The organism is Pseudomonas sp. GM55 (genome assembly GCF_000282395.1).
Lineage (GTDB): Bacteria > Pseudomonadota > Gammaproteobacteria > Pseudomonadales > Pseudomonadaceae > Aquipseudomonas > Aquipseudomonas fluorescens_CC.
The window spans coordinates 108,177-132,938 of sequence record NZ_AKJJ01000001.1 but is presented as its reverse complement, the minus strand read 5'-3'; the positions used below and the strand labels follow the sequence as shown (position 1 = coordinate 132,938).

Here is a 24,762-nt window from a genome sequence, read left to right as displayed (position 1 = left end):
GCTTATCTCGCTGCGAAGGCTGCGAGCACTTGGCCCAGCCGTTCGTTCTGTTCAGGGGTGATTTCACGTCCGGCACCATGGCCGGCATTGTCCTGTGTGATGTAGGCCAGGCCCGAGAGCCAGTCGCCCAGGTACCGTTGCGCCTGATTGGACGGTTGCGCCGGCAGTTCGGGCACTTGTCCCGGGCTAATGTCGGTGTAGAACGAAAACAAAGGCGCCTTGGCACCGGCGCGGCTGTTCGGGCGCTCGCTCACCGGCTTCTGGAGGTAGCCGAACCAGGACACGAAATCGCGCAGCACACGCTGCACTTCCAATACCTGGCGTTCGACCAGTTGATCGCGCCGCGCGCCACTTTGTGCGCGCTTGAGGACGGCGCGGCTCAGTTGCCCCGGCAAGTCCTGGCGATAGCCGGCGGTGATCAGTTCATCGACCACCGCTTCCAGCAAGGCCTTTTCCAGCCCCAGCAGGTTGAGCAGGCTTTGCCGGGTGGTCAGTTCACGCAGGTGTGCGATCCAGGCCTTGAACGCCGCTTTGGCGAAACGGTGTTCGTTGCTTTGCAGCTCAGGTGCCGAGGTGCCGGTATTACTGCTGACCGGCGCGTCTTGGCTCAGGTCGTCACCGAAATCGAAATTGAAACCGGCGTCGTTGCCGTACAGACTCTGGCTCGGTGTCGGGGTGACCGGTTCGTCGTTCACGGCCGGCTCGTGATCGGTTTCGTACACGCCGCTGAGGTACAGGTCGCGCACCTCTTCGCTCGGCATGTCGAGTTGATCGATCAATTCGCCAAGTACCGCCGGGCGACGGCCCAGGCCCGTCAGAATCATTTGCGCCTTGGCTTTCTTGGCGGCTGCGGCGCCGTCGTCGTCAGCGTGGTACCAGGTGCTCAGGCCGTGAGTGGTCAGGCCTTCGAGGCACTCGCTCAATTGCTCGCGGATACGCTGCAATTTGAATTCGATATTGGCCACGCCTTTGAAGCTGCCACTGAAGTGGCTGATGCCACCGTCATCGTTGCGCAGCATTTCTGTCCAGGCGTTGGCCGGGTTCTTGATGTGCTTGCACACCAGAGCGTTACTGGCGAAGCTGGTGCCCAGCGCGCTGACACGTTCCTGATAGATGGCATTGAGGCCGGTTTCCGCACCGGTCGCGTCTTGCCCGATGAACGCCGCGTCCATACGCGGTTTGCGCACCAGGTAGGTGTTCTGAAACGGTGTGCCGGCCCAGTCGTTCATCCAGCTCAGGCTGCCGAAACGCTCCAGCATGGTCAGCTTGACCATGCCGTTCCAGCTCTCATCGTACTGATCAGGTGTCAGGCTCAGGGAATTGGTAATGCGCAGGTCGAGCATGGTCAGCGCCCAGATCAGGCCGGTATCGCGCTTGCTGCGAGCGGCCGAGTCGGCGCCCTGGGTTTTTTCGATCCAGCGGGTCAGCACCGGGCCCACGTCGTTGACGTCGCTCTGCTTGGTCGAACTGGTGCAGACCACCAGTGCGTTCATTTCCTGGTTGTCGGTGTAGCGTTCGAACAGGTAGGCGACCTTGCCGCGCAGGATCAGCTGGGAAACAGAATTGTCCTTGGTGGTGGATTGCGGGTCGTTGGAATCGGCGATCTCGTGCAGTTTCTGGCGCCCGCGATAACCGGGGAAGTCCAGCAGGTCGACCTGATTGACGATGTCATCCACCGGCGCTTCGATCAGGCGGAAGGTCATTTCGGCGGTCAGTGCCGCCAGTTGCGCGACCGCAATTGCCTGACTGTTTTGCAGGCGATCGCCAACCAGCGGTCGAACATCGATCGGCAAGTCCAGCGGGCTGCCGAAGCGTTCGAGGATGTCGACGTTCATGATGCTGTCGCGCTGGCTGTAGGTGTCGTTTTCGAAACTCACCAAGGCCTTCAACGGTGCGAACACGGTCTCGGGCAGGCCCAGCTTGTGCAGCGCGCCGGCCAGTTTCTGGTACACGCGCGTCAACTCGCTTTGCTCGCCCCAGAGGATCGAAAACAGCTCGGCCCGTTCCTGGAAATTCAGGCGTGGCGCCAATTGCAACGCTTTGGGCCAGTACAGGTGCTCAAGCTTCTTCACCGAGTTGCGGAAGTTGTCGCGCAGGTAATCCCACAGCGACACCAGATCGTCAGCATTGACCCCCGTTTGCAGCGGGCCGGTTTCGCGGCCTTCGAACGGTTTGAGCACGCGCTGGATGCGCTCTTCGTCGATCTCGTAGGAAATCCTCTCAAGGTCGAAATCCTTGAACCAGGCGTTGGCGAGAATCTTCGCCAGCTCGATTTCCTTGAACAACGTAAGTTCTACCGGGAAGTCCTTGTCCTGACTTTCCGTCGCCCGACGGCTGAAGCGCGTTACCAGGCCGGTGGCTTCCTTGCCACCCCCCACCGGGTTGATGTGCTTGATGAAGTCCAGGTGCTGGCCGCCGAAATCGGTTTCCAGTTTGCCGTTCTGACCGGCGGCGAGGGCCGAAATCAGGTAGGACTTGCCGGCCTGGGACAAGCCGAAAAAGCCAATGGTCATCGGCGTGCAGGCCACACGACCGAGGCTTTGAGCCAGGTTGCGGGCGCGGTGCAGGCGGATGTTCAGGTTGTCGGCTTCGCTGTCCAGACGCGGCGCATTGCCGCGCGTCTGGCCAATCCAGTCCAGCGCCTGACCGGCGCCTTCATAAACAGCGGCCCAACTGGCAGAGAGCTGAGTTTGATCGGGGGTCAGGTCTTTCATTTGCGTTTCACACTTCCACTGTCGAGCCAGTACTTGGTCTCGCTCAGGCCGGCGTCGAGCATGGTGTTGAGTTCCAGCTCGAGGTCGCTGCGCGGGTTGAAGTTGACGTTGTTGCTGTTGGATTCGATGTCGCGGACCGAGAGGCGGTCGCTGACCAGATCCTGCTTGCGCGTGTATTTGTCCGCCGGTTTGACCTCGAACCGCACCTTGAGCAGCGGCGCGCTGCCATTTTCACCGATTGCCCGGGAAAATTTCTCCCGACCCGTCTTGGTGAACCGCAAGGTGTACAACGGAGAGGCGGCCCAGCGGTCAGCGGCCAACTGGCGGAAACCGAGGCGCAGATCGCCGCGCATTTCCAGCTGCGGCGTGTCGGCGGCGTCGCCGACGCCAATTTCAGGCAGCTTGATTTTGTAGTCTTCGGATTGGATGTCGCGGTACAGCACGTCGGCATCCTTGATCACGTTGTTCAGATCGATGACGCCGATGTGCTTGACCGTCGAATACGGCTTGAGCGCCGATGCCCGGAAGTAGAAATTCGGTACGCTGTGGTTGGCGCACAACAGGCAGAGCATGGCACCGACCGAGGCGGTGCTTTTCGGGTCGTCGATCCGGCCGCTCTTGTGAAACGGATACCAACCGCCGGTACGGTAGTTTTGCAGCGCCAGAATGCGCCCCGGCGGCAGCGGCAACACCTTGCGAATGAACGCCTGGATGCCGGGCAGGCGCGAAGGGCGGCCGGTCAGCAGCAAGACATCGCACGGGTAATGCGCGACCACTTCACACAGCGCACCAAGGATCTTGGTGATGTTGATCTGGTCGTTGAGGAACGCGGCGTGGAGCTTTTGCAGGTCGAAGCTGATCGGCGCGGCATACAGGTCGAAACCGCTCTGACCTCCGACATCGCGGCGTACGGCAGCGTTGACGTAGTCGAGCACGGTCTTGCTGATCGCGTTGTCACCGAGTAATTGGCGGTAACTTTGCGGGGTGACTTCTTGCGGGACCTGCGGATCGTAATGCTCGTACGCCTTGAGCAGCGCCAGGCCCAGTGGGGCGAACACCTGAAGGTTCAATTGCTGACGCAGGATCATGTCCTGGGCACTGACCGACTCATCGCCACACAGCCGTGACATCAGTGAATTCGGGGCTTTCACGCCGGCGTTCTGCAAGGCTTTTTCGAAGCTCGGCAGGACGAAGTCCTGAATCACGTCCAGCAGGATGTCGTCGCCGGCCACTTTGAAGCCATCGCGAAAACGCTGTTCGGGCACGATGTGCACGTTGCTGCCGCTGCCGGTATTACCCGCGCGGTCGAGGCGATAGTCGGTGATCACCAGGTCGGTGGTGCCGCCGCCGATGTCGATGGTCGCGAGGGTGATGCGTTGGCGGTCGGCCTTGTCCGGCCGGGCGATGGTGTCAAAAAACTCTTCCGGGTGACCGGCGAAGTTCTCGTTGACCTCGGTGTACAGGTACACCAACTGGCCGCAGGACGCTTCGTCCCATTCCACGCGGATACTCGGGATCGGCGTGCGCGGGCTGACGGCCTGATCCTGATGTGGATCTTCCTCGCCGGCATGCCAGCCGAGGCTTTTCCACACCAGGCCGATGGCTTGCAGCATGCGTTCGTTGAGGATGCTGCGCTCTGCCTGCGGCATGCCCGGCGGCACGGTCAGGGTGATGCTGTTGAGTTGGCGCGGCACGCGGGTGTGACCCTGGCGAGAACGCTGGGCCGGGCTGTTGATTTGCGACAGCGCCTGGGCCAGTACTTCGGCGAGCATGAACGTCATTAGCGAGCTGCGTGAATAACGCGGCATGAACACTGGCAGACGATCGTCTTCTTCGAGGCTGTATAGCGCCTCGCCGGTTTCGTTGATCAGGTGCGAGAACGGCGCGGCGGTGGCGTACGGCTCGTTATCGGTCTTGATGTACGAGCAGTTGAAGCGCCAGCCGTGGCCATAGGCGTTTTCGTCCCACAGATAGCGTTTCGGGCTGGACAGGCCAGTGGAGCCTTCGGTGCCGCGACGACGACTGGCCAGACGGCTGGCTTCATTGCCGACGCGGGCAATCGTCGCCCATTGGAACGCATCGTGACGGCCGCTCTTGACCGAGCAGTGGTCCTTGCCGAAGTAGGCCTGGGCGAATTCCACGCGGCTTTCGAATGGCAGGTTGTAGGTGTGTTCGGGGGTGATCAGGTCGCGCAGTTCCAGCACGTAGTTCTGCTTCAGCCCGGAGCCGGCCTGACCGTGATTTTCGATCAGGATGCCGCAGGTGCGCGAGTTGCCGACGTCCAGCACCAGGTCCACCGGAATCGGTTTGACCAAGCCATTGCTGTCGTTGGCGACCACTTTCAGCTCGGGGATTTCAACTTTCGCCCGGGCCTTCGACTCCTGGGCGGCTGACGGTTTGCTCAACAGGCTGAGCAGGTTGAGGTAGTGCGCCAGGTGATGGTTGGCGCGGATATCGATGTCCAACTCTGCGCGGGAACGGTGGGCATTGCCCTCATTGAACACTTCCAGCAGCCACTCGTTGACCCACGGCTGCGCCAGAAACCAGCGGGTTTCGCTAGCCTTGGTCGCCAGTTTGAAAGACACGCCGGAGCTGATGTCTTCTTCGTTTGGCGCCAGATAGGCAGTGCCGTCACGCTTGGGCATCACCCGGCTGTCGAACGCCATCGTCAGGCGGTGGGTATTACCGTCGATGTCGGGAGTCGCCAATTTCACCAGGCGCATGCGCGACCAGTTGCTCGGACCTTCGTCGAAGCGATGCGGCGGCATGAAGCGGAAAAACGGGATCGGCAGCCAGATACCGTCGAGCAAATCGAGGCTGCTTTTCATGTCGACGCTGAACGCAGGTTTGGCTTTTTCGACTTTTTCCGGTTCGGGCTCGTAGAAAAAGAAGTCTTTTTCTTCGTTGTACGCCAGGCGGCAGATCAGCCCGCTGATCATTGGTGCGAACTCACCCGCCGGTTCCTTGCGGGGATCCAGGCGCAGGGCGAAATCCATGAACTGGATGCCGGTGTCGCTGACCAGCGTGACGGTGTCTTCGAATTGAGTGACTTCAGGCAACATGTCGGGTTATTCCGTTTTATTCGGCCACTTGCCGCATGGACATGGGGAATTGTTCTTTTCCGTAACCACCGGTGCAGTCCGCGATCGTGGTCGCCCCGTTGCGGCAGTTGACCTTGGGCATGTCGTAAGTGCTGCCATCGGCGCAAACGGCCTGGCCCTGGCTGTCGATGGCCAGGCTGCCACCCTTCATAGTAGCGCTCACCGGCCCGCTGCATTTCGAGCCGTCGGCCTGGTGGACGGTGACTTGGCCCTTACCGTCCTTGAGTTGGTATTCCAGGCGCAGCGGTTTGCCGGTTCGGCGGTCCTGTATCCCGGCGCCTGCACTGTACTGACCATCGAGGAACTTGGCGGCACCGTCGGCGGCGTCTGGCGGGATGCTCAGGGGCGGGCCAGGTTTTGCGGCGGCGGATTTTTCTGCTTCGGGCGATGTGATATCCGGCGGCGCGGTTTTGTTTTCTGGTGGCGCAGTTTTGTTTTCAGCTGCCGGGTCTATGGCCGGGTCTTTGGTCAAGTCGGCGGGCGCCATGTCAGCCTCGTTACCCTCGACGGCCGGCGTTTCCACACCCTGCGTTCCGGTCACGGCGGTGCCGGTTCCAGTGGTTGAGCCTATAACGGTGCCTGTCACCGGGACGCCATTCAGCGTCGTGACATTGCCGGTCAGTGGCGGCTCTTCCAGTTGTTTTTCCACCGGTACAACGCCCTTAGGCAGCAAATCTACCGCCACCAACGGAATCGGGACGCACCCTCGCAGGCCGAGCAACAGCCACAAAAGCAGCAGCAGGAGCGGCAGCAGCAACAGCCACCACCAGCGACGCCACCACGGACGAGCAGCCACCGGCACAACGGGCGCAACAACAGGCGCTTCGGCCACGGGTGGCAGCGTGAACGCGGGCGGGACCTGATAGAGGCAGTGCAGGGGATCGCTATTGCCGGTACCGGCATGCTCGAAACCCCAGAAGGTCAGCACCGGTTTGCCTTGCACCAGGTAAACGAAGTTTTCGTCCGGGAAATGAATCACGCGCTTGAGTAGCTTGCCGAACACGGCTTTGTCGCCTTGCTGCTGTTCGGCGGAGTCAGTACCCAGGAAACGCTGGCTCAATTCTTCGAGCGCGGTCTTCAGGGCTTCAAGCTGGCGGCGGGCAGGGGCACGTTCTTCTTCGGTCGCGCTGCTCCACGGGATCACATCGCCGTCGAGGCCGCTGTACCAATCGATCTGGTTGCCGAGTTCATCGCTTTGAGGGATGGCCAGATGATCGACCAAATCGGGGTTCTTGCGGCGAATGGCTTCGCGCAATTGCAGGGCTGCCCGGTAGACCGGTTGACCTGTTTCGCCGAGGGCAGTGAATGACCCGCTCTTACCGCTGCGTAATAGTGCCCCGCGCATTCAAACTCCATACGATCCGTTGCGCAAAAATGACAGACAAATGTGTCCGTACTTGCTCCTGCATTTAACGGGCGACCTTGATGTCATCATGATATCGCCGTCAATCTGCCGGAGGTTCAAACCTTATGAGACTAACGTAAGCGTGCGGAGGTTGCATAAGGTCAATATTAATTGGCTTGGGAAGGCTCGATCGTAAGCTTTTTTAAGCTTGCTGAATCGTTTCATCAGCGCTATAAAAAATGCACAACTCCAAGAAAGGCTTTCCCCATGACCTCGCTCAAACTCCTCGTTGTCCTTGGCGCGCTGTCCGCCTCCCACGCCATGGCCTGGGATTACGTCCTGCTCGACAGCGACAAAGCTGCGCAAAACTGGCAGATCACCAGCCAGCAACTCGGTGTGAAAACCGACCAACCCTTTTCCGTGACCCTTCGTACCTTGCACGGCGGTCGGCAAGAGGGCGTCAGCATCGTCGACATCGATAACGGCACGATGAAACTCTCGGTGGTGCCGACTCGCGGGATGAACGTGCTGCAGGCGTCGGTCGGTAATGTGCGCATGGGCTGGGATTCGCCGGTCAAGGATGTGGTCAATCCGTCCTTCATCGAGCTCAACGGTCGTGGCGGCCTGGGTTGGCTCGAAGGCTTCAACGAGCTGGTGGCCCGCTGCGGCTACGAATGGGTCGGCCATCCTGGCATGGACCACGGCGAACTGCTGACTCTGCATGGCCGCGCCGCCAACATCCCGGCCAGCAAAGTTACCCTGCATATAGATGAAAAACCGCCTTACGCGATCAGCCTGCGCGGCGAACTCAAAGAGCAGGCGTTCAAGAAAGTCGACTTCTCAGTGATGACTGAACTGGTCACTGAGCCCGGCAGCGTCGCGTTCGCCCTCAATGACACCCTGACCAACAACGGTGATTATCCGAAGGAATACCAGGCGCTTTATCACAGTAACTTCAGTTCGCCGTTCCTTGAACAGGGCGCCCGATTTGTTGCGCCGGTCAAACAGGTGTCGCCGTTCAACGACAAGGCCAAAGGGGATCTGGCGGATTGGCAGACCTATCGCGCGCCGACCAAGGACTATGACGAAACGGTTTACAACATTGTGCCTTATGGCGATGCCAAAGGTGACACGTTGACCGTGCTGCATAACAAGGCAGGCAGCCTTGGGGTGTCGGTTGGGTTTAATACTCAGCAGTTGCCTGTGTTCTCGTTGTGGAAGAACACCGATACGCAAGGGCAGGGGTATGTGACCGGGTTGGAGCCAGGGACGAGCTTTTCTTATAACCGCCGGTATCAGCGGCCGATCGGTTTGGTGCCGACAATTGGAGTTAAAGAGCAGAGGCAGTTTCAGATCAAGTACAGCTTGCTGGCCGATAAGGGGGCTGTGGATAAGGCGTTGCATCGGGTGAGCGAGATTCAGGGCGCTCGGGAAACCGAGGTACGACAAACGCCGTTGGTTGATCTCTCCAAGGAGTAATTCTGGTCAGTTTGTGCTCGGCCGGTACTGCAGCGCCTCAGCCAGATGATCGCGGGTGATGCCATCGACTTGCTCAAGGTCCGCCAGGGTGCGTGAGACTTTAAGCAGTCGATGGGCCGCTCGCAGCGACAGGGTCAATCGCTCACACGCCGTTTCCAGCCAGGCTTCGTCGGTTGTGGATAACTTGCAGTGTTCGCGCAGGCCCGGCAGATCAAGGAAAGCGTTTGCGCAGCCCTGGCGTTTTTGTTGTCGCTCTCGGGCGTCGGCAACCAGCACTGCGGCGGTAGCGGTGTCATCACCGGGTTTCAGCGCAGGGTTCAACGCCGTGGCTTCCCGAGCGACGGTCAGGTGCAGGTCGATTCGGTCCAGCAACGGCCCCGACAGTTTGTTGCGGTAACGCTGGACCATGTCCGGTGTACAACTGCATTTGCCGCTGGGTTCGCCAAGATATCCACAGGGGCACGGGTTCATCGCGGCGACCAATTGGAAACGGGCCGGGAAGCGGACACGATCCTTGGCGCGGGAGATTACGATGTGACCGGACTCAAGCGGCTCCCTTAACACTTCCAACACCTTGCGATCGAATTCCGGAAGCTCGTCGAGAAATAGAACGCCATGATGGGCGAGGGTTATTTCACCGGGTTGCGGTTTCGAGCCGCCGCCGACCAATGCCGGCCCGGAAGCGGAGTGGTGGGGTTGGCGGAATGGTCTTTGCGGCCAGTGGCTCAATGGCACGCAACTGGTAACGGATTGAATGGCTGCGACTTCAAGAGCTTCATTTTCGGCTAGCGGTGGAAGCAAACCCGGTAAACGACTCGCCAACAGCGTTTTCCCCGTCCCCGGTGGCCCGCTGAACAGGAGGTTGTGAGCCCCCGCCGCCGCAATCAGCAAAGCGCGCTTGGCCGAGAGTTGGCCCTGCACTTCATTCAAGTCGGGATAGGGTTTGCTGGCGTAGAGCAAGCCGTTGGAGACATAAGGCTCGATTGGTGTATGCCCATTGAAGTGCGCAACAGCCTCAAGCAGATGATCCACCGCAATCACTTTCAGTCCCGAGGCCAGACACGCTTCCTCGGCGTTCGCTCGCGGCACCATCAACCAGCGCCCGGCCTTGCGCGCCGCCAGCGCCGCCGGCAAAACCCCACGAACCGCCCGCACGGCACCTGATAGCGCCAACTCCCCAAGGCATTCCGCATCATCGAGTGTCAACGTAGGCACCTGCACACTGGCCGAGAGAATCCCCAGGGCAATCGCCAGATCGAACCGTCCGCCATCCTTGGGTAAGTCCGCCGGCGCCAGATTCAACGTGATCCGCCGCGCCGGAAATTGCAGCCCCGAATTGATGATCGCACTGCGCACCCGATCCTTGCTTTCCTTCACCGCCGCCTCCGGCAGGCCGACCATGGTCAGCGACGGCAAACCATTGGCCAGGTGGACTTCAACGGTGACAGCGGGGGCATCCACGCCAATCTGGGCGCGGCTGTGGACGATGGAGAGGGACATGGTCGTTCCTTGAGATGACGGAAAGCCGCTTCCTGCGGGTTTTTGAAGGGTAGTCGGGGGAGGAGAATCTGGTGGGGTCGGTGAGGGGGATAAACTTTCGCAGGATGTTGCCGAGACGGAGTGACCCGGGCAAATGCCACATGTAGGAGCGAGCATGCTCGCGAAAAACCCAAATGCGCTGCTGGTCATCTGGCTTTACGCGCTATCGTTCACGACCTTCGCGAGCAAGCTCGCTCCTACAGTGGGATGGGTTCCACAGTGAGCATTTACGGTGTTATTCGGCTGGTGGGTTCAGTTTCGCTTCCAGCTCGGCGACTTTCGCTTCGAGGCTTTCGAGGCGGGCGCGGGTGCGCGCCAGCACGACCATCTGACTGTCGAATTCTTCGCGACTCACCAAGTCCAGTTTGCTGAAACCGCTTTGCAGCAACATCTTGAACTGGCTTTCGATTTCAGCTTTCGGCAGAGGCGTGTCGCCGCTGAAGAGGCGGGAGGCGGTGCCGGTCAGGGCGTCGAGGAAGTCTTTTGGCGCGAGCATGGTCAATGTCCTGGAAACAATGACGGGCAGTGTATCACGCAGTGTCTATAGTCAAATCCGCGGGCAAGGGATGCACGCTTTTCGCGCATGCGGATAGATGGCGTCGCACCGTTGTTGTGCGTAACACGTCGGGTGTTGTTGCGAAGTCGCTGCCATCCGCGGGCAAAGGCTTGAAAACAGTGAAATTTCCAGAGATGGCAAGCTTTCTGCTTAGTCCCTCATGACCCATGCACTGATGCAGTCGCTGTGACGAATGCAGTGCGCCAAGCGGAACGCGGGGGAGTGTTTCGTGAGGAGTGGTTAGCTGGCGTCGGACGGGCAGGTAAGGCCGACGATGCGTTACAAAGCCAGGCACTGCGCTTAGACTTGAGACGGGTTTGTTTTCCTGGGGCAAGTCCACCAATTCGGGAGAGAGTTTTCATGAAGCTAGTCACTGCCATCATCAAGCCGTTCAAGCTGGACGACGTACGCGAGTCGCTGTCCGAGATCGGCGTGCAGGGCATTACCGTCACTGAAGTCAAAGGCTTTGGTCGGCAGAAGGGTCACACCGAGCTGTATCGCGGCGCGGAATACGTGGTCGATTTCCTGCCCAAGGTGAAGATCGATGTCGCCATCGACGACAAGGATCTGGACCGGGTAATCGAGGCCATCACCAAGGCTGCCAACACCGGCAAGATCGGTGACGGCAAGATCTTCGTGGTCAATCTGGAACAGGCGATTCGCATCCGTACCGGCGAAACCGATACCGACGCAATCTAAGCCGCCACAAACCCAACGCCCCAGGAGAAAACAATATGACTCTGCGTAAAATCGCAGGGCTAGGAGCCCTGTTGTCCATCGTAATGCCCAGCCTTGCTTTGGCGGCAGACGAAGTGGCGGCCCCGGTCCTCAACTCCGGCGACACCGCCTGGATGTTGACCTCTACAGCCCTGGTGCTGTTCATGACCATTCCCGGCCTCGCGCTGTTCTACGGCGGCATGGTTCGCTCGAAAAACATTCTTTCCGTGATGATGCAGTGCTTCGCCATTACCGGTCTGATCAGCGTCCTGTGGGTCATTTATGGCTACAGCATCGCGTTCGACACCACGGGCATGGAGCAGGGCGTCGTCAACTTCAACTCGTTCGTCGGCGGCATGGGCAAGGCGTTCCTCGCCGGCATCACACCAGCCAGCCTGACCGGGCCTGCGGCGCTGTTCCCTGAGGCGGTGTTCGTCACCTTCCAGATGACTTTCGCCATCATTACCCCGGCGTTGATCGTCGGCGCCTTCGCCGAGCGGATGAAGTTCTCCGCGATGCTGGTGTTCATGGGCGTGTGGTTCACCCTGGTTTACGCGCCGATTGCGCACATGGTTTGGTCCGGTAACGGCGGCCTGTTGTGGGACTGGGGCGTTCTGGACTTCGCCGGCGGCACCGTGGTGCACATCAACGCCGGTGTGGCCGGTCTGGTTGCCTGCCTGGTGCTGGGCAAGCGCAAAGGCTTCCCGACCACGCCGATGGCGCCGCACAACCTCGGTTACACCCTGATGGGCGCGGCCATGCTGTGGGTCGGCTGGTTCGGTTTCAACGCCGGTTCCGCCGCTGCGGCCAACGGCACCGCCGGCATGGCGATGCTGGTGACGCAAATCGCTACCGCCGCTGCGGCACTGGGCTGGATGTTTGCCGAGTGGATCACCCACGGCAAACCTAGCGCACTGGGTATCGCTTCGGGCGTGGTTGCCGGTCTGGTGGCAATCACCCCGGCTGCCGGCACCGTTGGCCCGATGGGCGCGCTGGTAATCGGTCTGGCGGCTGGCGTGGTGTGCTTCTTCTGCGCCACCACCCTGAAGCGCAAGCTCGGCTATGACGACTCCCTGGATGCCTTCGGCGTGCACGGTATCGGCGGTATCCTCGGCGCAATCCTGACCGGTGTGTTCGCCGCGCCGTCCCTGGGTGGCTTCGGCACCGTGACCGACATCGCCGCACAAGTGTGGATTCAATGCAAAGGCGTGGGCTTCACGGTGATCTACACCGCGATCGCCACTTTCATCATCCTCAAGGTGCTGGATGCGGTCATGGGCCTGCGTATCAATGAAGAAGAAGAAGCGGTCGGCATCGATCTGGCGCTTCACAACGAACGCGGCTACAACTTGTAAGTACGCGTGTAAAAAACTTGCCCGGCTTGCCGGGCATTTTTTTGTCTGAAATTTGTCATTGAAGAGCGCGCTGAAAGGTTTTTTCCTACAGGTTTTACGATGTTTGCGTCGGGTGTTTTTGTGCAGTCGAAGGCTTACAGGAATGAAGGAATATTAGGGCCTTTGTTTTTTCCCAGAGCGCGCTAGAATGCGCCCCGAACGTGCGGAGAACTGTATGTGGCAACAGACTCTGATTACCTTGCGGGCGAGGCCCCGGGGCTTTCATCTGGTAACGGACGAGTTACTCGCCGGCCTGCCTGAACTCAAGGCGTGTCGGGTCGGTCTGTTGCATTTGTGGCTGCAGCATACCTCGGCGTCGTTGACCATCAACGAGAACGCCGATCCGGCGGTACGTCGCGACTTCGAACGGTTTTTCAATCGTCTGATCCCACAAGGAACAGACGGCTATGAGCATAACGACGAAGGCCTGGACGACCTCCCGGCGCACTTCAAGGCTAGCGTGCTTGGCTGTCAGCTCAGTTTGCCGATCTCGGCAGGCCGGCTGGCGTTGGGGACCTGGCAAGGCGTTTACCTGGGCGAGCACCGTGATCATGGCGGTGCCCGCAAAGTCCTCGCCACCGTGCACGGTGAAGAGGCATAACCGCTGGTCAGCAGCGGCTGTTGATTTTTTTCCGGCAGCCTTCGACAGAGGGCAAAGCTGGGCTATAACTAATCTGCTTTTCGCAAGTCATGAGGTAGAACATGAGCGACGATGATCTGGAAAACGACGACCTCGAAGTAGGCGACGACGACGAAACCGAAGAAGGTCTGGAAGCAGCGGCAGAAGACGTCGCTGAAGACGACGGCGGTGATGCGCCGGTTCCGACCGCCAAAGGCAAGGCCAAGGCAGCGGTATCGGTCGATGAGCTGCCGAGTGTCGAAGCCAAGAACAAGGAACGCGACGCCCTGGCCAAGGCCATGGAAGAGTTCCTGGCCCGTGGTGGCAAGGTGCAGGAAGTGGAGGCCAATGTGGTCGCAGATCCTCCCAAGAAGCCTGACAACAAGTACGGCAGCCGGCCTATCTGAGCCTGCTACCCGCTTGCTGAAAAAGCCCGCCGTCGCTGCGGGCTTTTTCATGCCTGAAACAAATCGTGCGCAACCCCTGTAGGAGCCGGCTTGCCGGCGAAGGGGTCCTTGAATCTTGTGCAATCCTTGAAGCCGCCTTCGCTGGCAAGCCAGCTCCTACAGATTCGGGTCAGGCCGCTCCGACGTTCCACCGCGCCAACAACGCCGGCAGCTCGGTCAGGCTGCGAATTTCGGCATCTGGCAAGCGTTCGGCCTCCCATATTTTTTCCGCCGGGTTGAACCAGATTGCCCGCAATCCTGCCTGCTGCGCCCCGGCAATGTCATCGCCTGGGTGATCGCCGATGTGCACCGCGGTTTCGGCGGTTGCACCACCACGTTGCAAGGCTTCATGGAACAGTCGTGCATCAGGTTTGGCGATGCCAATGTCTTCGGCGCACAACGCAAACTTGAAGTAGTCCGCCAGCCCCAGCCGACGCACATCGGCATTGCCGTTGGTGACCACACCGAGGGTGTAATGGTTGGCCAATACTTCCAGGGTCGGTTGCACTTCCGGGAAGATTTCCAGCTGATGTCGGGCATGCAAAAACACTTCGAAACTCTGATCGGCCAGGTCGGACGCTTCTTTGTGGGGGTAACCGGCCTCTTCCAGCGCCTGGAACAATACGCGGCGACGCAGGGCACTGATGCGGTGCTTGAGGTTTGGTTCGATGCTCAGGATGCGTTCGCGAATGGCCCACAAATGATCCACCGGCACCGCGCCCAGATCAGGTGCGTGCTCAGCCAGCCATTCACGCAATATGGCTTCGGCGCTGACGATGACGGGGGCTGTGTCCCACAGGGTGTCGTCGAGGTCGAAGGTGATCAACTGAATACTCATGAATCGTCGCCTTTCATGCGTTTGGCCCGTGGGTGGGCGCTGTCGTAGACCGCTGCCAGATGCTGGAAGTCCAGGTGGGTGTAGATCTGCGTGGTCTTGATGTCCGAGTGGCCGAGCAACTCCTGCACCGCGCGCAGGTCCTGGGAGGACTCCAGCAAGTGGCTGGCGAAGGAGTGCCGCAGCATGTGCGGGTGCAGGTTCTGCCCCAGTTCGCGCTCGCCGGCCGCCTTGACCCGCACCTGGATCGCCCGTGGGCCCAGTCGCCGGCCTTGCTGGCTGACAAACACCGCATCGTCCGCCGGGTTGGCCATGGCTCGCAGGGGCAACCACTGTTCCAGCGCCTCGCGGGCCTTTTTGCCTACCGGCAGCAGGCGGGTCTTGCTGCCTTTGCCGAGCACCTGGACCATGCCATCTGCCAGGTCGAGCTGATCGAGATTGAGCCCCGTCAGCTCCGAAAGCCGCAGCCCGGAGGAGTAGAACAACTCCAGGATCGCCTGGTCCCGACGTGCCAGAAAGTCATCTTCAACCCCGCCTTCAAGCAGTTGCAGGGCTCGGTCGGTATCGAGGGTTTTCGGCAGGCGGCGTTCGCCTTTGGGCGGTGCCAAACCATTGGCCGGATCGTGGTCGCACAGGCCTTCGCGGTTCAGGTAGTGATAAAGCCCGCGAACGGCCGACAGCAGTCGCGCCAGGCTGCGCGATGATTGACCCTGAGCGTGCAGGCGGGCAATCAGGCTGCGCAGGCGCTGGATGTCCAGTGCCGCCCAACTGCCAATGTTCTGTTTGACGCACCAGCCCAGCACTTTATCGAGGTCGCGGCGATAGGCCGACAGCGTGTGCGGCGACACCTGCCGCTCACTGCGCAGGTGTTCGCAGTAAGCGTCCAGTTGCCGTTCCATGCTCAGCGTACCGAGCGCAGGGAGTTGTTGACCCGTGGCAGCACGCGACCCATGACTTCAGCGATGTAGCTCAGGAACAGGGTGCCTACCGAGCTTTTGTAGTGCTGCGGATCGCGGCTGGCGATGGCCAGGATGCCGTGGATGCCCTGGTGGCTGATGGCAACGACCGCGGTGGAGCCGATCTGCTTGCGCTGTTCTTCGCCGAACAGGAAGTCCAGTTCATGTTCGCGCAGGCTGCCGCTGACGCTTTTTTCTTCCGAGAGCAAGCCGCCGATGGCCACTTGTGCTTCGGCGTGAGTGACCCAGCGGCCGACCGGCATGGCGTTGTCACCAAGCAGGATGAGGCTGACGAAGGGCACCTGGAATTCCTGGCGCAGGCTGTCTTCGACGCACATCACCACGTCTTCCAGGCTGGCAGCATCCATCAATGCCAGGATCAGGCGACGGGTCTTGTCGAAGAGGCGGTCGTTGTCGCGGGCGACGTCCATCAGGTGCGACAGGCGATGACGCAACTCGATGTTGCGCTCGCGCAGGATGGTCATCTGACGCTCCACCAGCGACACGGTATCGCCGCGCCGATGGGGGATGCGCAGGGACGGGAGCAGTTCTTCGTGCTCGACGAAGAAGTCCGGATGAGCCTCCAGGTACGCGGCTACAGCCGCCTCCAGGCTTTCAGACGGTGATTCGTCAGCTTGTCGTGCGGGTACCTGGGGCTTGTCGGTCATGGGTTTCGCTCACTCAAAGACGCACTTGTCCTTCATATACGCGCACTGCCGGGCCGGTCATCATCACCGGTTGGCCAGGGCCCGCCCATTCGATGGACAGGCGCCCGCCAGGCAGGTCGATCAATAGCGGCGAATCCATCCACCCCTGGCTGATCGCAGCCACTGCGGCAGCACAGGCGCCGGTGCCGCAAGCCTGGGTTTCCCCGGCCCCGCGTTCCCAGACGCGCAACTGCGCGCGGCTCCGGTCGATGACCTGGAGAAAGCCGACATTGACCCGTGCCGGGAAGCGCGGGTGATGTTCGATTTTCGGGCCCAGTTCATGCACCGGCGCGTTGTTGATGTCGCTGACCCGTACCACCGCATGGGGATTGCCCATGGACACGGCAGCCAGATCGACCGGGGTGCCGTCGACGTCGACCTGATAACTCTTGGCCTGCTCCGGCGCCTGGAACGGAATATCCGCTGGCACCAGGCGCGGAGCGCCCATGTTGACGCTGATCTGGCCGTCGTTACGCACGTCCAGCTCAATGATGCCGCTTTTGGTCTCGACGCGAATCACACGTTTTGCGGTCAAGCGCTTGTCGAGCACGAAACGGGCGAAGCAGCGCGCACCGTTGCCGCACTGCTCCACTTCGGAACCGTCGGAGTTGAAGATCCGATAGCGGAAGTCCACGTCCGGGTTGCTCGGCGCCTCGACGATCAGCAACTGGTCGAAACCGATGCCGGTGTGCCGGTCGCCCCATTGCTTGGCATGCTTGGGCAGAATGTGCGCGTGCTGGCTGACCAGGTCGAGGACCATGAAGTCGTTGCCCAGGCCGTGCATCTTGGTAAAACGCAGCAGCATGGTTTTACTCCGGCAGCAGGCTTTCGCCAGCAAACAACTCGGCTACCGTCTCGCGGCGACGCACTTCGAATGCCTGATCACCGTCCACCAACACTTCAGCGGTACGACCGCGGGTGTTGTAGTTGGAACTCATGACAAACCCGTAGGCACCGGCCGAATGCACGGCCAGCAGGTCGCCTTCTTCCAGGGCCAGCTGACGATCCTTGGCCAGGAAGTCGCCGGTCTCGCAGATCGGGCCGACGATGTCGTAGGCGCGGGCAGCGGTAGTGCGTGGGCGCACGGCGGTGACGTCCATCCAGGCCTGGTACAGCGCCGGGCGGATCAGGTCGTTCATGGCCGCGTCGACGATGGCGAAGTCTTTGTGTTCGGTGTGCTTGAGGTACTCGACCTGAGTCAGCAGCACGCCGGCGTTGGCCACGATGAAGCGGCCCGGCTCGAACACCAGCGCCAGGTCGCGACCATCGAGGCGTTCACGCACGGCCTTGATGTAGTCGGCGGCCAATGGCGGCTCTTCGTCGCGATAACGCACACCCAGACCGCCACCTAGATCGATGTGGCGCAGGTAGATGCCGCAATCGCCGAGCCGGTCGACCAGGCCCAGCAGGCGGTCGAGGGCGTCGATGAACGGTGGCAGGGTGGTCAGTTGCGAGCCGATGTGGCAATCGACGCCGACCACTTCCAGGTTCGGCAGCTGCGCGGCACGCACGTACACGTCTTCGGCGTCGGCGATGGCGATGCCGAACTTGTTCTCTTTGAGACCGGTGGAAATGTACGGGTGGGTGCCGGCATCGACGTCCGGGTTGACGCGCAGCGAAATCGGCGCGCGAACGCCCAGTTCGGCGGCGACCACTTGCAGGCGTTCCAGCTCGTCGGTGGATTCGACGTTGAAGCAGTGCACGCCGACTTCCAGGGCGCGACGCATGTCGTCACGGGTCTTGCCGACGCCGGAGAACACGATCTTGTCGGCGCTGCCTCCAGCGGCCAGTACGCGCTCCAGCTCGCCACGGGAGACGATGTCGAAACCGGCGCCCAGACGCGCCAGGACATTCAGGACACCCAGGTTGGAGTTGGCCTTGACCGCATAGCACACCAGGTGCGGCGTGCCGACCAGCGCATCGGCATAAGCCAGGTATTGGGCTTCGATGTGTGCACGGGAGTAAACGTAGGTGGGTGTACCAAAGCGCTCGGCGATGGCAGACAGGGCAACACCTTCCGCGAACAGTTCACCGTCACGGTAGTTAAAAGCGTCCATGAGGTTCCCTTATTGGTAGACGTCGTGCTTGTGTGCTTTCGAGGCAGGCTGCTGTTGCGACGACTTGGCCTGTTCGACAGGGTCCTGGTCTTCGTCAGGCAGGTAGAGCGGGCCTTTTTGACCGCAGGCCGACACAAGGCAGGCGACCGCGAGGAGCGCAGCAAGGGAAGAGATCAGGCGCTTCATGGCGAAATCCTTGAAAATGCATTAATTGCGCCGGAGTATACCGGCCACCCGGCGGCTTGCCTATGCAACGGACCGCCCGTCCGGCGGGGCTTGGGCGATGCCGCAGTCCTGTGCAGTCCTTGTGGGAGCGGGCTTGCCCGCGATGAGGCCGGCACATTCAACATCGTTGCAGGCTGAACCAACGCTATCGCGGGCAAGCCCGCTCCCACAGGTACTGCGTTTGATGTACCTATATCGGTGCTTGGTCGTTATCCTTTGCAATCGACGGAGCTCGGTCGTATCTTGCGGCGCTTGAGCCTGATCAGACACTTTTTGAGGTTGCCGTAATGAGTTTGTCCGAAGCGCGTTTCCATGACCTGGTCGATGCCACCCAGCAAACCCTGGAGGACATCTTTGACGAGAGCGACCTGGATATCGACCTCGAAAGCTCGGCCGGTGTGCTGACCGTCAAGTTCGAAAACGGCACTCAGTTGATCTTCAGTCGCCAGGAGCCACTGCGCCAATTGTGGCTGGCGGCGATATCCGGTGGTTTCCACTTCGACTACGACGAAGAGAGCGAGCGCTGGATGTGCGACAAGAGCGAAGAGCAGTTGGGTGAAATGCTCGAGCGTATCGTCAAGCAACAGGCTGACGTCGAGCTCGATTTCGAAGGCTTGTGAGATCGTGACCCAGCCTGCGCCTGTCCGTCCGCCCAAGCCGCTCTACAGCAACGTCAGCCCGGCGGTGCCGTCGCCATGCAGCGGTGTGTGTCGGCTGGACGAGCAGAAAGTCTGCCTGGGCTGCTTCCGCCATGTCGAAGACATCCGCGAATGGCGCTCGGCCGATGACGAGCGTCGGCGGGTCATCTGTGCTCAGGCCCTGAAACGCCGACTTCTGTAGGAGCTGGCTTGCCAGCGATGGTGGTCTGAAGGTCATCGCGCAATTCAAAATCCCATCGCCGGCAAGCCGGCTCCTACAGGGCTTGCACGCTGTCCGGTTCTGGCTTGTATATTTTTTGAGCTGTGATAGTGTCCAGAAACGCCTCAACCCATCGAGGCTTGTGAAAACCCCGCCTTTTTCTGGCGGGGTTTTGCTTTTTTCGTGCAGAAGAAAGGAGTCTGCCCAGATCATGACCGCACCTTCCATCACCCTTACCCGTCTGGACGTCCAGCGTCTGGAGCGTCTGATCGACAGCCTGGACGAAACGCTGCCGGGCGTTATTGCGCTGCAAACCGAACTGGACCGCGCCGATACCCTGGTCGGTCACGATGAAGTGCCGGCGGATGTCGTGACCATGAATTCCCGTGTGCATTGCCGAGAAGAAGGCAGTGGCAAGGACTACCACCTGACCCTGGTGTACCCCAAGGATGCGAATGCCGACGAAGGCAAGATCTCGATCCTGGCGCCGGTGGGCAGCGCGCTGCTCGGCCTGAAGGTTGGCCAGCATATCGATTGGCCGGCTCCGGGTGGCAAGACCCTGAAACTGACCTTGCTGGAAGTCGAATCGCAGCCAGCCAACGGTGGCGACTACAACGTTTGACCCCACCCTCAGACCTGCCCGAGCGCCTCGTTCAATGCACGCTCCAGGTCGGCCTTGTAGCGCAGGTACAGATGGGTGGAACTTTGCCCTTCGCCGAGCAGGCCTGACAGGTCCAGGTCGGTGATGTAGCAGCGGTAGCGTTCGGTTTCCCGGCGCTGCCCGACGATTTCCCGGGCGACCACGCTGAACAGCTGGTCGCCATACTCCAGTTCGGAAAACTCCCGTTGATTGCAATACAACGTCACCTGCACCTGACCCGGTGCGGCTTTGCCGACGATCGCCTGCACGTCGTAGAACGGTTTGTTCACTGGCGTCTGTGGTACCGGCCGGGCTTCGATGCGGCGCGCCCGGCCAGGGCCTGACGGCAGCAACTGGCAATACAGGGTGTCGAGGTTCAGCGGGTGGGCTGCGTCCATCGGCAACAAGGCATCGCGACGGTACTGGATCGATTGCAGGAAGCGCTGCAGCGGCACCAGCAGGCTTTGCTCGTCGTGCCAGGGCAGGCGCTGCTGCCACAGGGCATTGAACTCATCGAGCACGTACAGATCGGCCTGATCTTCGTTGACCCGGTAGAACACTTGAATGCAGCCCGGCTGGCCCGTGGGCAGGAACAGCGCAAGGTCGTGGTCTTCCAGTGCCTTTGGGTCCAGGTGAAGCGGGCTGTAGCTCGCCATTTCCTCACCCAGGTAACCGATCAGCGCCGGCAGCGTGGCCAGTGCGATGTGCTGGACCTGGCCCGGCACGAGCTCCAGCACGTGGTAGTGCTGCTGGACCTGGATCACGTAGCGATGATTGAGTCGGCTCAGCAGCAGGTTCTGCGCGGTATCGAGGATTTCTTCTACCCGTTGGGCGATGAACTGCGCACGGTTATGGCAGAAGCAACGCACCCGCAACTTCGGTTGTTGCGGCCCGGCCGGCAGGTTGTTGAGGTAGTCGCGAATGCAGTCGAGCAGGGCGTGTGGGCCGTCGTAGCGACCGACCAGCACTTCGTTCCAGCTATTGAGCGTGATTTGGTCCAGGGTCAGCACCAGATTTTCCCGGACACCGGCATAGCTCAATGAGTCGGTGCGCTCGGTGGTCATCAGGATATTCAGGTCGCGATGGTGTTTGAGCGGATCGATGCCGACGTTGACCAGAATCAGCACTTCACTCGGCACGCTGGCGCGCAACAGAGGTTCTTCGGCGACGGTGGGCAAGGGCAGGGCGATGGTCTGTTGCAGGCTGCCGAGCAGGTTGAACAGTTCGAATTCGCTCAAGTCGCTGGTGCCGGGATGCAGGGCCAGGCGGGTACTGCTGTCGATCACGCCATTGCGGTGGCACCAGGTCAGCAGTTCCAGCAAGTGACGGCTGCGTTTGATCGGTGCGAAGTGTTCCCACTCCAGCGCCGTCAGGCTGCCGTTGTACAAGCCCCACTGGCCTTGTCCCGGTTCTTTTTTGTTCGGCGCGTGCACCAGCGTCAGGGTGTCTTCGGCCAGGTCCGGGGCGATGCCGGGGTTGATGAACTCGACTTTGCCGGCCTTGCGCTCGAAAGCGGCGTACAAGCGCCGGCCGAGGACACTCAGGTCGCGCTTGTTGATGCGACTGACCGTTTGTTCGTGACGGGCAAACTGGGTGAGGAAGCGATAGCTGTAGTTCAGCTCGTTGACCAGCGCCCGTCTCTCGGAGCTGACCTGGCGGACTTTCCACTGGCTGCGGCTGTCGAGCAGGGCCAGTTGCCGCTGGTCCCAGTGCCATTCATGGGCCAGGCGCTCAAGCAATGAACGTTGCCAGCTCTGGGTGCGGCGGCTGCCGGTCAGTTTGCGATTGACCTTCAGGTACAGCGCGCGACGTACCAGTTCCAGGCGCTCGGGTTCGTTGCGGGCGAGCAAGTATTCTTCGATACGCCGGTACACCACGACGTACGGATCCAGTTCGTCGAGGTCGAGGCGATTGGCGAACACCGCTTGCTTGAAGCGCAGGCTCAGGCAATGGACCCTGGGGTGTTCGCTGGCATAAACCTCGGTCAGCAACAGCTTGAGTACCGACTTGTAGGGCGACTCGATGCCCTTGAACAACTGCCAGAGCCCGGCACCGATGAATTCGCCGGGCGGGATGAAGGCCAGGTTGCCGAGGTCGAGGGTTTCATCGGCGCGGATAAAGCGTTTGGAGATCAAGGTATGGGTGTAGCGGTCGTAGCTCGACTCTTCATAGACCGGCACCAGCCACCAGATCGGCGTACGCCCGGCCAGCCAGATCGCAGTGCGGTAAAACTCGTCCAGCAACAGGTAGTGCTGGGTGGTGCCGCAATCCTCGGAACTCAGCTGGGTATCGCGCTCGCCACGGACGAAGCGGGTCGGGTCGATCAGGAAAAAGTGCGCTTCGGCGCCCTGGCTGGCGGCCCAGGCTTCCAGCAGCTGGCATTTTTTGCGCAGTTCGGCGAGCTCGCTCTCGGTCAGGTCCGGCCCATGGCAGACCCACACATCCATGTCGCTCTGGTCGGCTTGCGCCAGGGTGCCGAGGCTGCCCATCAGGAACAGTCCGTGAATCGGCCGGGGCGGGTTGCTGCCGTGGCGCGGCTTGTAGGAAAACGAGCGGGTCAGGCGCTGGGCTTCAGCGAGGACATTGGCATCCGGCTCGAAATTCGACAGCCCGGCCGGTGTACTGCCGGAAACGTAGCCGGGCAGCAGCGGATGATTAACGTGGAAAAACAGCGGCAGCAAGGTCAGGACCCCTTGCTGGCGGGTCGATAACCCTTCCATGGCGCGAGCCATGCGTCCTGCATTGAGTTTCAGAAAGCGTGCGCGCAACTGGCTGAGAACCTTGCGGTCGATTCCCTCGTCCAGATCAGGGCGGATTTCATGGGTGCGCGTCATGTCAGCTCAAACCGGCTCGCAGGGCTCGGACGTGGGAGTCTCAGGTGTGGGGCAGTTTAGCGCCTCGGCTGCGGGACTTTTAAGCTGATTTTGTATTTCTGGCGTCAGATTTCTATCGCGTGGCGAAAACGGGCAACAAAGTGCGCCCGCGGAAATCCTTCAGCAGGGGTTTCCGTGGGCGATATGGGGGAATTCAGGCTGTTTCTTCGGATTTCAGAATGGTGAGCACGGTTTGCACATTTTGCGCGGCGTCACGGCCCAGGCTGGTCAGATAACCACCATCGGGCTGGTCGATCAGATCTTTTTCAAATAGACGTTTGGCAGCGGCAATGGCTTTCGGGGCAGCGGACTGATGAATTTTCAAACCTTCCTGGGAACTGTCCAGGTTGAAGAGTGCGAGGATTTCCAGTTCGGCAACCAACTCAGGGGTAAGCGACATAAGGACTCCAGACTTTCTAGGAATTGGACGACAGCGCCCCTAAGGTGAACCCGCTTGTCTGGCATGTCCAGTGCTCGCGACAGGGTTTTTTTGGTTGGGGTGGAAATTGACTTGTAGGAGCGAGCTTGCTCGCGATGGTCGTGAACGATAACGCGTAAAACCAGATGCCCAGCGGCGCTCTCGGGTTTTTCGCGAGCGAGCTCGCTCCTACAGGGGGGGCTTACTGCTTTTCCGGTGGCAACTCGGGCAGTGCACGCAGTGCAGCTTCGTACCATTCGGTATTGAACGCGCGGTCTTCTTCGAGGATCGCGTCGATTTCTACCGCCAGAACGTGGGCCATCAAGTTGAGGATCTCTTCCCGCTCGTAACCCACCAGCGTCAACTTGTTGAAGGTCGCCTTGGCCGCTGGCGGGTTGTCGCTTTCGATTTGATTCTCGATGGCTTCGATCAGCGTGTTCTCGGCGAACTCTTCTTCGTCGATGTCGTCTTGGTTGGTATCGGGGGTCGGCTCGCTCATGGCAGGCTCCTCAGGGAAAGGTGGCCAGTTTACCCGCATTCAGCCGCGTGATGCTGCTGGCAAGAATCCCGGCAGCGTTCTATAAACAGGCACTGCCCACCCCGCATGGCCTGGAGGCTTTGTGATGATCAAGCTTTATGGATTCTCCGTCAGTAACTACTACAACATGGTCAAACTGGCGTTGCTGGAAAAAGGACTGCCCTTCGAAGAAGTACCGTTTTACGGTGGCACCAGCCCCGAAGCACTGGCCATCAGCCCGCGTGGAAAGGTCCCGGTGCTGTGCGTGGAACAGGGCTTCGTCAATGAAACCAGCGTGATCCTCGAATACATCGAGCAAAGTCAGAAAGGCAAACCGCTGTTGCCGAGCGATCCGTTCGAGCGCGCGCAGGTGTTGGCACTGGCCAGGGAAATCGAGCTGTACATCGAATTGCCGGCGCGAGCCTGCTTCGCCGAAGCGTTTTTTGGCATGACCGTGCCGGAAGCGATCAAGGAAAAAACCAAGGCCGAACTGTTGCTGGGGATGGCAGCGCTAGGCCGCCATGGCAAATTCAGCCCTTACGTGGCTGGCGACAGCTTGAGCGTGGCGGATCTGTATTTCCTGTTCAGCGTGCCGCTGGCGTGTGGGGTCGCCAAGAAGTTGTTTGACATCGATCTATTGGCCGAGATGCCAAAGGCCAAGGCGCTGCTGGAGTTTTTGGGAGGTAATCCGAATGTGCAGCGTGTGGCGGCTGATCGGGAAGCGGCGATGCCGGCGTTCATGGCGATGATTGCTACCAAAAAGTAG

The 24,762-nt window shown here is 60.5% G+C and carries 23 protein-coding genes; 9 read left to right on the top strand and 14 right to left on the bottom strand.

Annotation, left to right across the window (positions count from 1 at the left end; all coding sequences use genetic code 11):
* Positions 1-2: 2 nt before the first annotated feature.
* Genes PMI31_RS00615 through PMI31_RS00605 form a run of 3 tightly spaced genes read right to left on the bottom strand, consistent with a single transcriptional unit; the run spans position 3 to position 7,160 of the window.
* Positions 3-2,714, bottom strand: a complete 2,712-nt coding sequence (locus tag PMI31_RS00615; protein WP_008015530.1) for a putative virulence factor — start codon at positions 2,712-2,714, stop codon at positions 3-5.
* Entirely contained in the window at positions 2,711-5,776 is a 3,066-nt protein-coding gene (locus PMI31_RS00610; RefSeq protein WP_008015528.1) for a virulence factor SrfB, read from the bottom strand. The genes PMI31_RS00615 and PMI31_RS00610 overlap by 4 nt, the downstream gene beginning before the upstream one ends.
* Before the next feature lie 16 nt (positions 5,777-5,792).
* Positions 5,793-7,160 carry an SrfA family protein gene (locus PMI31_RS00605; RefSeq protein WP_008015526.1) on the bottom strand — a complete coding sequence of 456 codons (1,368 nt, stop codon included), beginning with the start codon at positions 7,158-7,160 and terminating at the stop codon, positions 5,793-5,795.
* 267 nt (positions 7,161-7,427) lie between these two features.
* On the opposite strand from PMI31_RS00605, the gene PMI31_RS00600 reads away from it, so the two are divergent.
* On the top strand, positions 7,428-8,639 hold the full coding sequence (locus tag PMI31_RS00600) for an aldose 1-epimerase family protein (protein ID WP_008015525.1): 1,212 nt from the start codon (positions 7,428-7,430) through the stop codon (positions 8,637-8,639).
* A 6-nt stretch (positions 8,640-8,645) separates the two neighbouring features.
* Here PMI31_RS00600 and PMI31_RS00595 read toward each other — a convergent pair whose 3' ends face one another.
* Both PMI31_RS00595 and PMI31_RS00590 read right to left on the bottom strand, forming a co-directional pair.
* Positions 8,646-10,139, bottom strand: a complete 1,494-nt coding sequence (locus tag PMI31_RS00595) for a YifB family Mg chelatase-like AAA ATPase (protein WP_008015523.1) — start codon at positions 10,137-10,139, stop codon at positions 8,646-8,648.
* A gap of 274 nt (positions 10,140-10,413) precedes the next feature.
* Positions 10,414-10,674, bottom strand: a complete 261-nt coding sequence (locus tag PMI31_RS00590) for an accessory factor UbiK family protein (RefSeq protein ID WP_008015521.1) — start codon at positions 10,672-10,674, stop codon at positions 10,414-10,416.
* A gap of 420 nt (positions 10,675-11,094) precedes the next feature.
* On the opposite strand from PMI31_RS00590, the gene glnK reads away from it, so the two are divergent.
* From glnK to sutA, 4 genes are all read left to right on the top strand, one after another.
* On the top strand, positions 11,095-11,433 hold the full coding sequence (gene glnK / locus PMI31_RS00585) for a P-II family nitrogen regulator (protein WP_002555808.1): 339 nt from the start codon (positions 11,095-11,097) through the stop codon (positions 11,431-11,433).
* Positions 11,434-11,468: 35 nt separating this feature from the next.
* Positions 11,469-12,806, top strand: coding sequence for an ammonium transporter (locus tag PMI31_RS00580; protein WP_008015518.1), 1,338 nt, complete (start codon positions 11,469-11,471; stop codon positions 12,804-12,806).
* Between the two features lie 214 nt (positions 12,807-13,020).
* Positions 13,021-13,446, top strand: coding sequence for a secondary thiamine-phosphate synthase enzyme YjbQ (locus PMI31_RS00575; RefSeq protein WP_008015517.1), 426 nt, complete (start codon positions 13,021-13,023; stop codon positions 13,444-13,446).
* Between the two features lie 101 nt (positions 13,447-13,547).
* A complete protein-coding gene (gene sutA / locus PMI31_RS00570) occupies positions 13,548-13,871 on the top strand; it encodes a transcriptional regulator SutA (RefSeq protein ID WP_007980816.1) in 324 nt (107 codons plus the stop codon).
* A 169-nt stretch (positions 13,872-14,040) separates the two neighbouring features.
* Here the strand turns inward: sutA and PMI31_RS00565 are convergent, their stop codons facing one another.
* Genes PMI31_RS00565 through lptM form a run of 6 tightly spaced genes read right to left on the bottom strand, consistent with a single transcriptional unit; the run spans position 14,041 to position 18,651 of the window.
* The gene (locus PMI31_RS00565) at positions 14,041-14,748 is read right to left on the bottom strand and encodes an HAD family hydrolase (RefSeq protein WP_008015516.1); all 708 of its coding nucleotides are present in this window, start codon (positions 14,746-14,748) and stop codon (positions 14,041-14,043) included.
* A complete protein-coding gene (xerC, locus tag PMI31_RS00560; protein ID WP_008015515.1) occupies positions 14,745-15,644 on the bottom strand; it encodes a tyrosine recombinase XerC in 900 nt (299 codons plus the stop codon). The genes PMI31_RS00565 and xerC overlap by 4 nt, the downstream gene beginning before the upstream one ends.
* A 2-nt stretch (positions 15,645-15,646) precedes the next feature.
* Positions 15,647-16,369: a DUF484 family protein gene (locus PMI31_RS00555; protein ID WP_008015514.1), complete on the bottom strand. Its 723-nt coding sequence runs from the start codon at positions 16,367-16,369 to the stop codon at positions 15,647-15,649.
* Positions 16,370-16,382: 13 nt separating this feature from the next.
* Entirely contained in the window at positions 16,383-17,213 is an 831-nt protein-coding gene (dapF, locus tag PMI31_RS00550) for a diaminopimelate epimerase (RefSeq protein ID WP_008015513.1), read from the bottom strand.
* A gap of 4 nt (positions 17,214-17,217) precedes the next feature.
* Positions 17,218-18,465, bottom strand: coding sequence for a diaminopimelate decarboxylase (gene lysA / locus PMI31_RS00545; protein ID WP_008015512.1), 1,248 nt, complete (start codon positions 18,463-18,465; stop codon positions 17,218-17,220).
* A gap of 9 nt (positions 18,466-18,474) precedes the next feature.
* Complete coding sequence (gene lptM, locus PMI31_RS29540) at positions 18,475-18,651, bottom strand: LPS translocon maturation chaperone LptM (RefSeq protein WP_007980804.1); 177 nt, start codon at positions 18,649-18,651, stop codon at positions 18,475-18,477.
* 326 nt (positions 18,652-18,977) lie between these two features.
* On the opposite strand from lptM, the gene cyaY reads away from it, so the two are divergent.
* From cyaY to rnk, 3 genes are all read left to right on the top strand, one after another.
* On the top strand, positions 18,978-19,310 hold the full coding sequence (gene cyaY, locus PMI31_RS00535) for an iron donor protein CyaY (RefSeq protein ID WP_008015510.1): 333 nt from the start codon (positions 18,978-18,980) through the stop codon (positions 19,308-19,310).
* A gap of 4 nt (positions 19,311-19,314) precedes the next feature.
* Positions 19,315-19,530: a DUF1289 domain-containing protein gene (locus PMI31_RS00530; protein WP_043302075.1), complete on the top strand. Its 216-nt coding sequence runs from the start codon at positions 19,315-19,317 to the stop codon at positions 19,528-19,530.
* Between the two features lie 229 nt (positions 19,531-19,759).
* Positions 19,760-20,170: a nucleoside diphosphate kinase regulator gene (rnk, locus tag PMI31_RS00525; protein WP_008015509.1), complete on the top strand. Its 411-nt coding sequence runs from the start codon at positions 19,760-19,762 to the stop codon at positions 20,168-20,170.
* Between the two features lie 8 nt (positions 20,171-20,178).
* Here rnk and PMI31_RS00520 read toward each other — a convergent pair whose 3' ends face one another.
* The 3 genes from PMI31_RS00520 to PMI31_RS00510 all read right to left on the bottom strand — a co-directional run bounded on the left by PMI31_RS00520 (position 20,179) and on the right by PMI31_RS00510 (position 23,978).
* Complete coding sequence (locus tag PMI31_RS00520; RefSeq protein WP_008015507.1) at positions 20,179-23,022, bottom strand: class I adenylate cyclase; 2,844 nt, start codon at positions 23,020-23,022, stop codon at positions 20,179-20,181.
* Between the two features lie 193 nt (positions 23,023-23,215).
* The gene (locus tag PMI31_RS00515) at positions 23,216-23,461 is read right to left on the bottom strand and encodes a TIGR02647 family protein (protein WP_008015504.1); all 246 of its coding nucleotides are present in this window, start codon (positions 23,459-23,461) and stop codon (positions 23,216-23,218) included.
* 220 nt (positions 23,462-23,681) lie between these two features.
* Positions 23,682-23,978 carry a hypothetical protein gene (locus tag PMI31_RS00510; protein ID WP_008015502.1) on the bottom strand — a complete coding sequence of 99 codons (297 nt, stop codon included), beginning with the start codon at positions 23,976-23,978 and terminating at the stop codon, positions 23,682-23,684.
* A gap of 124 nt (positions 23,979-24,102) precedes the next feature.
* On the opposite strand from PMI31_RS00510, the gene PMI31_RS00505 reads away from it, so the two are divergent.
* Positions 24,103-24,762 (top strand): glutathione S-transferase family protein, encoded by a 660-nt coding sequence (locus tag PMI31_RS00505; RefSeq protein ID WP_008015501.1) that lies wholly within the window; start codon positions 24,103-24,105, stop codon positions 24,760-24,762.

What these genes read in the sequence shown, in the direction of transcription:
- lptM (WP_007980804.1), bottom strand. Translation starts at nt 18,651, where the DNA reads ATGAAGCGCCTGATCTCTTCCCTTGCTGCGCTCCTCGCGGTCGCCTGC.
- glnK (WP_002555808.1), top strand. Translation starts at nt 11,095, where the DNA reads ATGAAGCTAGTCACTGCCATCATCAAGCCGTTCAAGCTGGACGACGTA.
- PMI31_RS00595 (WP_008015523.1), bottom strand. Translation starts at nt 10,139, where the DNA reads ATGTCCCTCTCCATCGTCCACAGCCGCGCCCAGATTGGCGTGGATGCC.
- sutA (WP_007980816.1), top strand. Translation starts at nt 13,548, where the DNA reads ATGAGCGACGATGATCTGGAAAACGACGACCTCGAAGTAGGCGACGAC.
- PMI31_RS00615 (WP_008015530.1), bottom strand. Translation starts at nt 2,714, where the DNA reads ATGAAAGACCTGACCCCCGATCAAACTCAGCTCTCTGCCAGTTGGGCC.
- PMI31_RS00610 (WP_008015528.1), bottom strand. Translation starts at nt 5,776, where the DNA reads ATGTTGCCTGAAGTCACTCAATTCGAAGACACCGTCACGCTGGTCAGC.
- PMI31_RS00565 (WP_008015516.1), bottom strand. Translation starts at nt 14,748, where the DNA reads ATGAGTATTCAGTTGATCACCTTCGACCTCGACGACACCCTGTGGGAC.
- PMI31_RS00575 (WP_008015517.1), top strand. Translation starts at nt 13,021, where the DNA reads ATGTGGCAACAGACTCTGATTACCTTGCGGGCGAGGCCCCGGGGCTTT.
- cyaY (WP_008015510.1), top strand. Translation starts at nt 18,978, where the DNA reads ATGAGTTTGTCCGAAGCGCGTTTCCATGACCTGGTCGATGCCACCCAG.
- PMI31_RS00515 (WP_008015504.1), bottom strand. Translation starts at nt 23,461, where the DNA reads ATGTCGCTTACCCCTGAGTTGGTTGCCGAACTGGAAATCCTCGCACTC.
- xerC (WP_008015515.1), bottom strand. Translation starts at nt 15,644, where the DNA reads ATGGAACGGCAACTGGACGCTTACTGCGAACACCTGCGCAGTGAGCGG.
- PMI31_RS00600 (WP_008015525.1), top strand. Translation starts at nt 7,428, where the DNA reads ATGACCTCGCTCAAACTCCTCGTTGTCCTTGGCGCGCTGTCCGCCTCC.
- dapF (WP_008015513.1), bottom strand. Translation starts at nt 17,213, where the DNA reads ATGCTGCTGCGTTTTACCAAGATGCACGGCCTGGGCAACGACTTCATG.
- lysA (WP_008015512.1), bottom strand. Translation starts at nt 18,465, where the DNA reads ATGGACGCTTTTAACTACCGTGACGGTGAACTGTTCGCGGAAGGTGTT.
- PMI31_RS00520 (WP_008015507.1), bottom strand. Translation starts at nt 23,022, where the DNA reads ATGACGCGCACCCATGAAATCCGCCCTGATCTGGACGAGGGAATCGAC.
- PMI31_RS00505 (WP_008015501.1), top strand. Translation starts at nt 24,103, where the DNA reads ATGATCAAGCTTTATGGATTCTCCGTCAGTAACTACTACAACATGGTC.
- PMI31_RS00580 (WP_008015518.1), top strand. Translation starts at nt 11,469, where the DNA reads ATGACTCTGCGTAAAATCGCAGGGCTAGGAGCCCTGTTGTCCATCGTA.
- PMI31_RS00510 (WP_008015502.1), bottom strand. Translation starts at nt 23,978, where the DNA reads ATGAGCGAGCCGACCCCCGATACCAACCAAGACGACATCGACGAAGAA.
- PMI31_RS00555 (WP_008015514.1), bottom strand. Translation starts at nt 16,369, where the DNA reads ATGACCGACAAGCCCCAGGTACCCGCACGACAAGCTGACGAATCACCG.
- PMI31_RS00590 (WP_008015521.1), bottom strand. Translation starts at nt 10,674, where the DNA reads ATGCTCGCGCCAAAAGACTTCCTCGACGCCCTGACCGGCACCGCCTCC.
- PMI31_RS00605 (WP_008015526.1), bottom strand. Translation starts at nt 7,160, where the DNA reads ATGCGCGGGGCACTATTACGCAGCGGTAAGAGCGGGTCATTCACTGCC.
- rnk (WP_008015509.1), top strand. Translation starts at nt 19,760, where the DNA reads ATGACCGCACCTTCCATCACCCTTACCCGTCTGGACGTCCAGCGTCTG.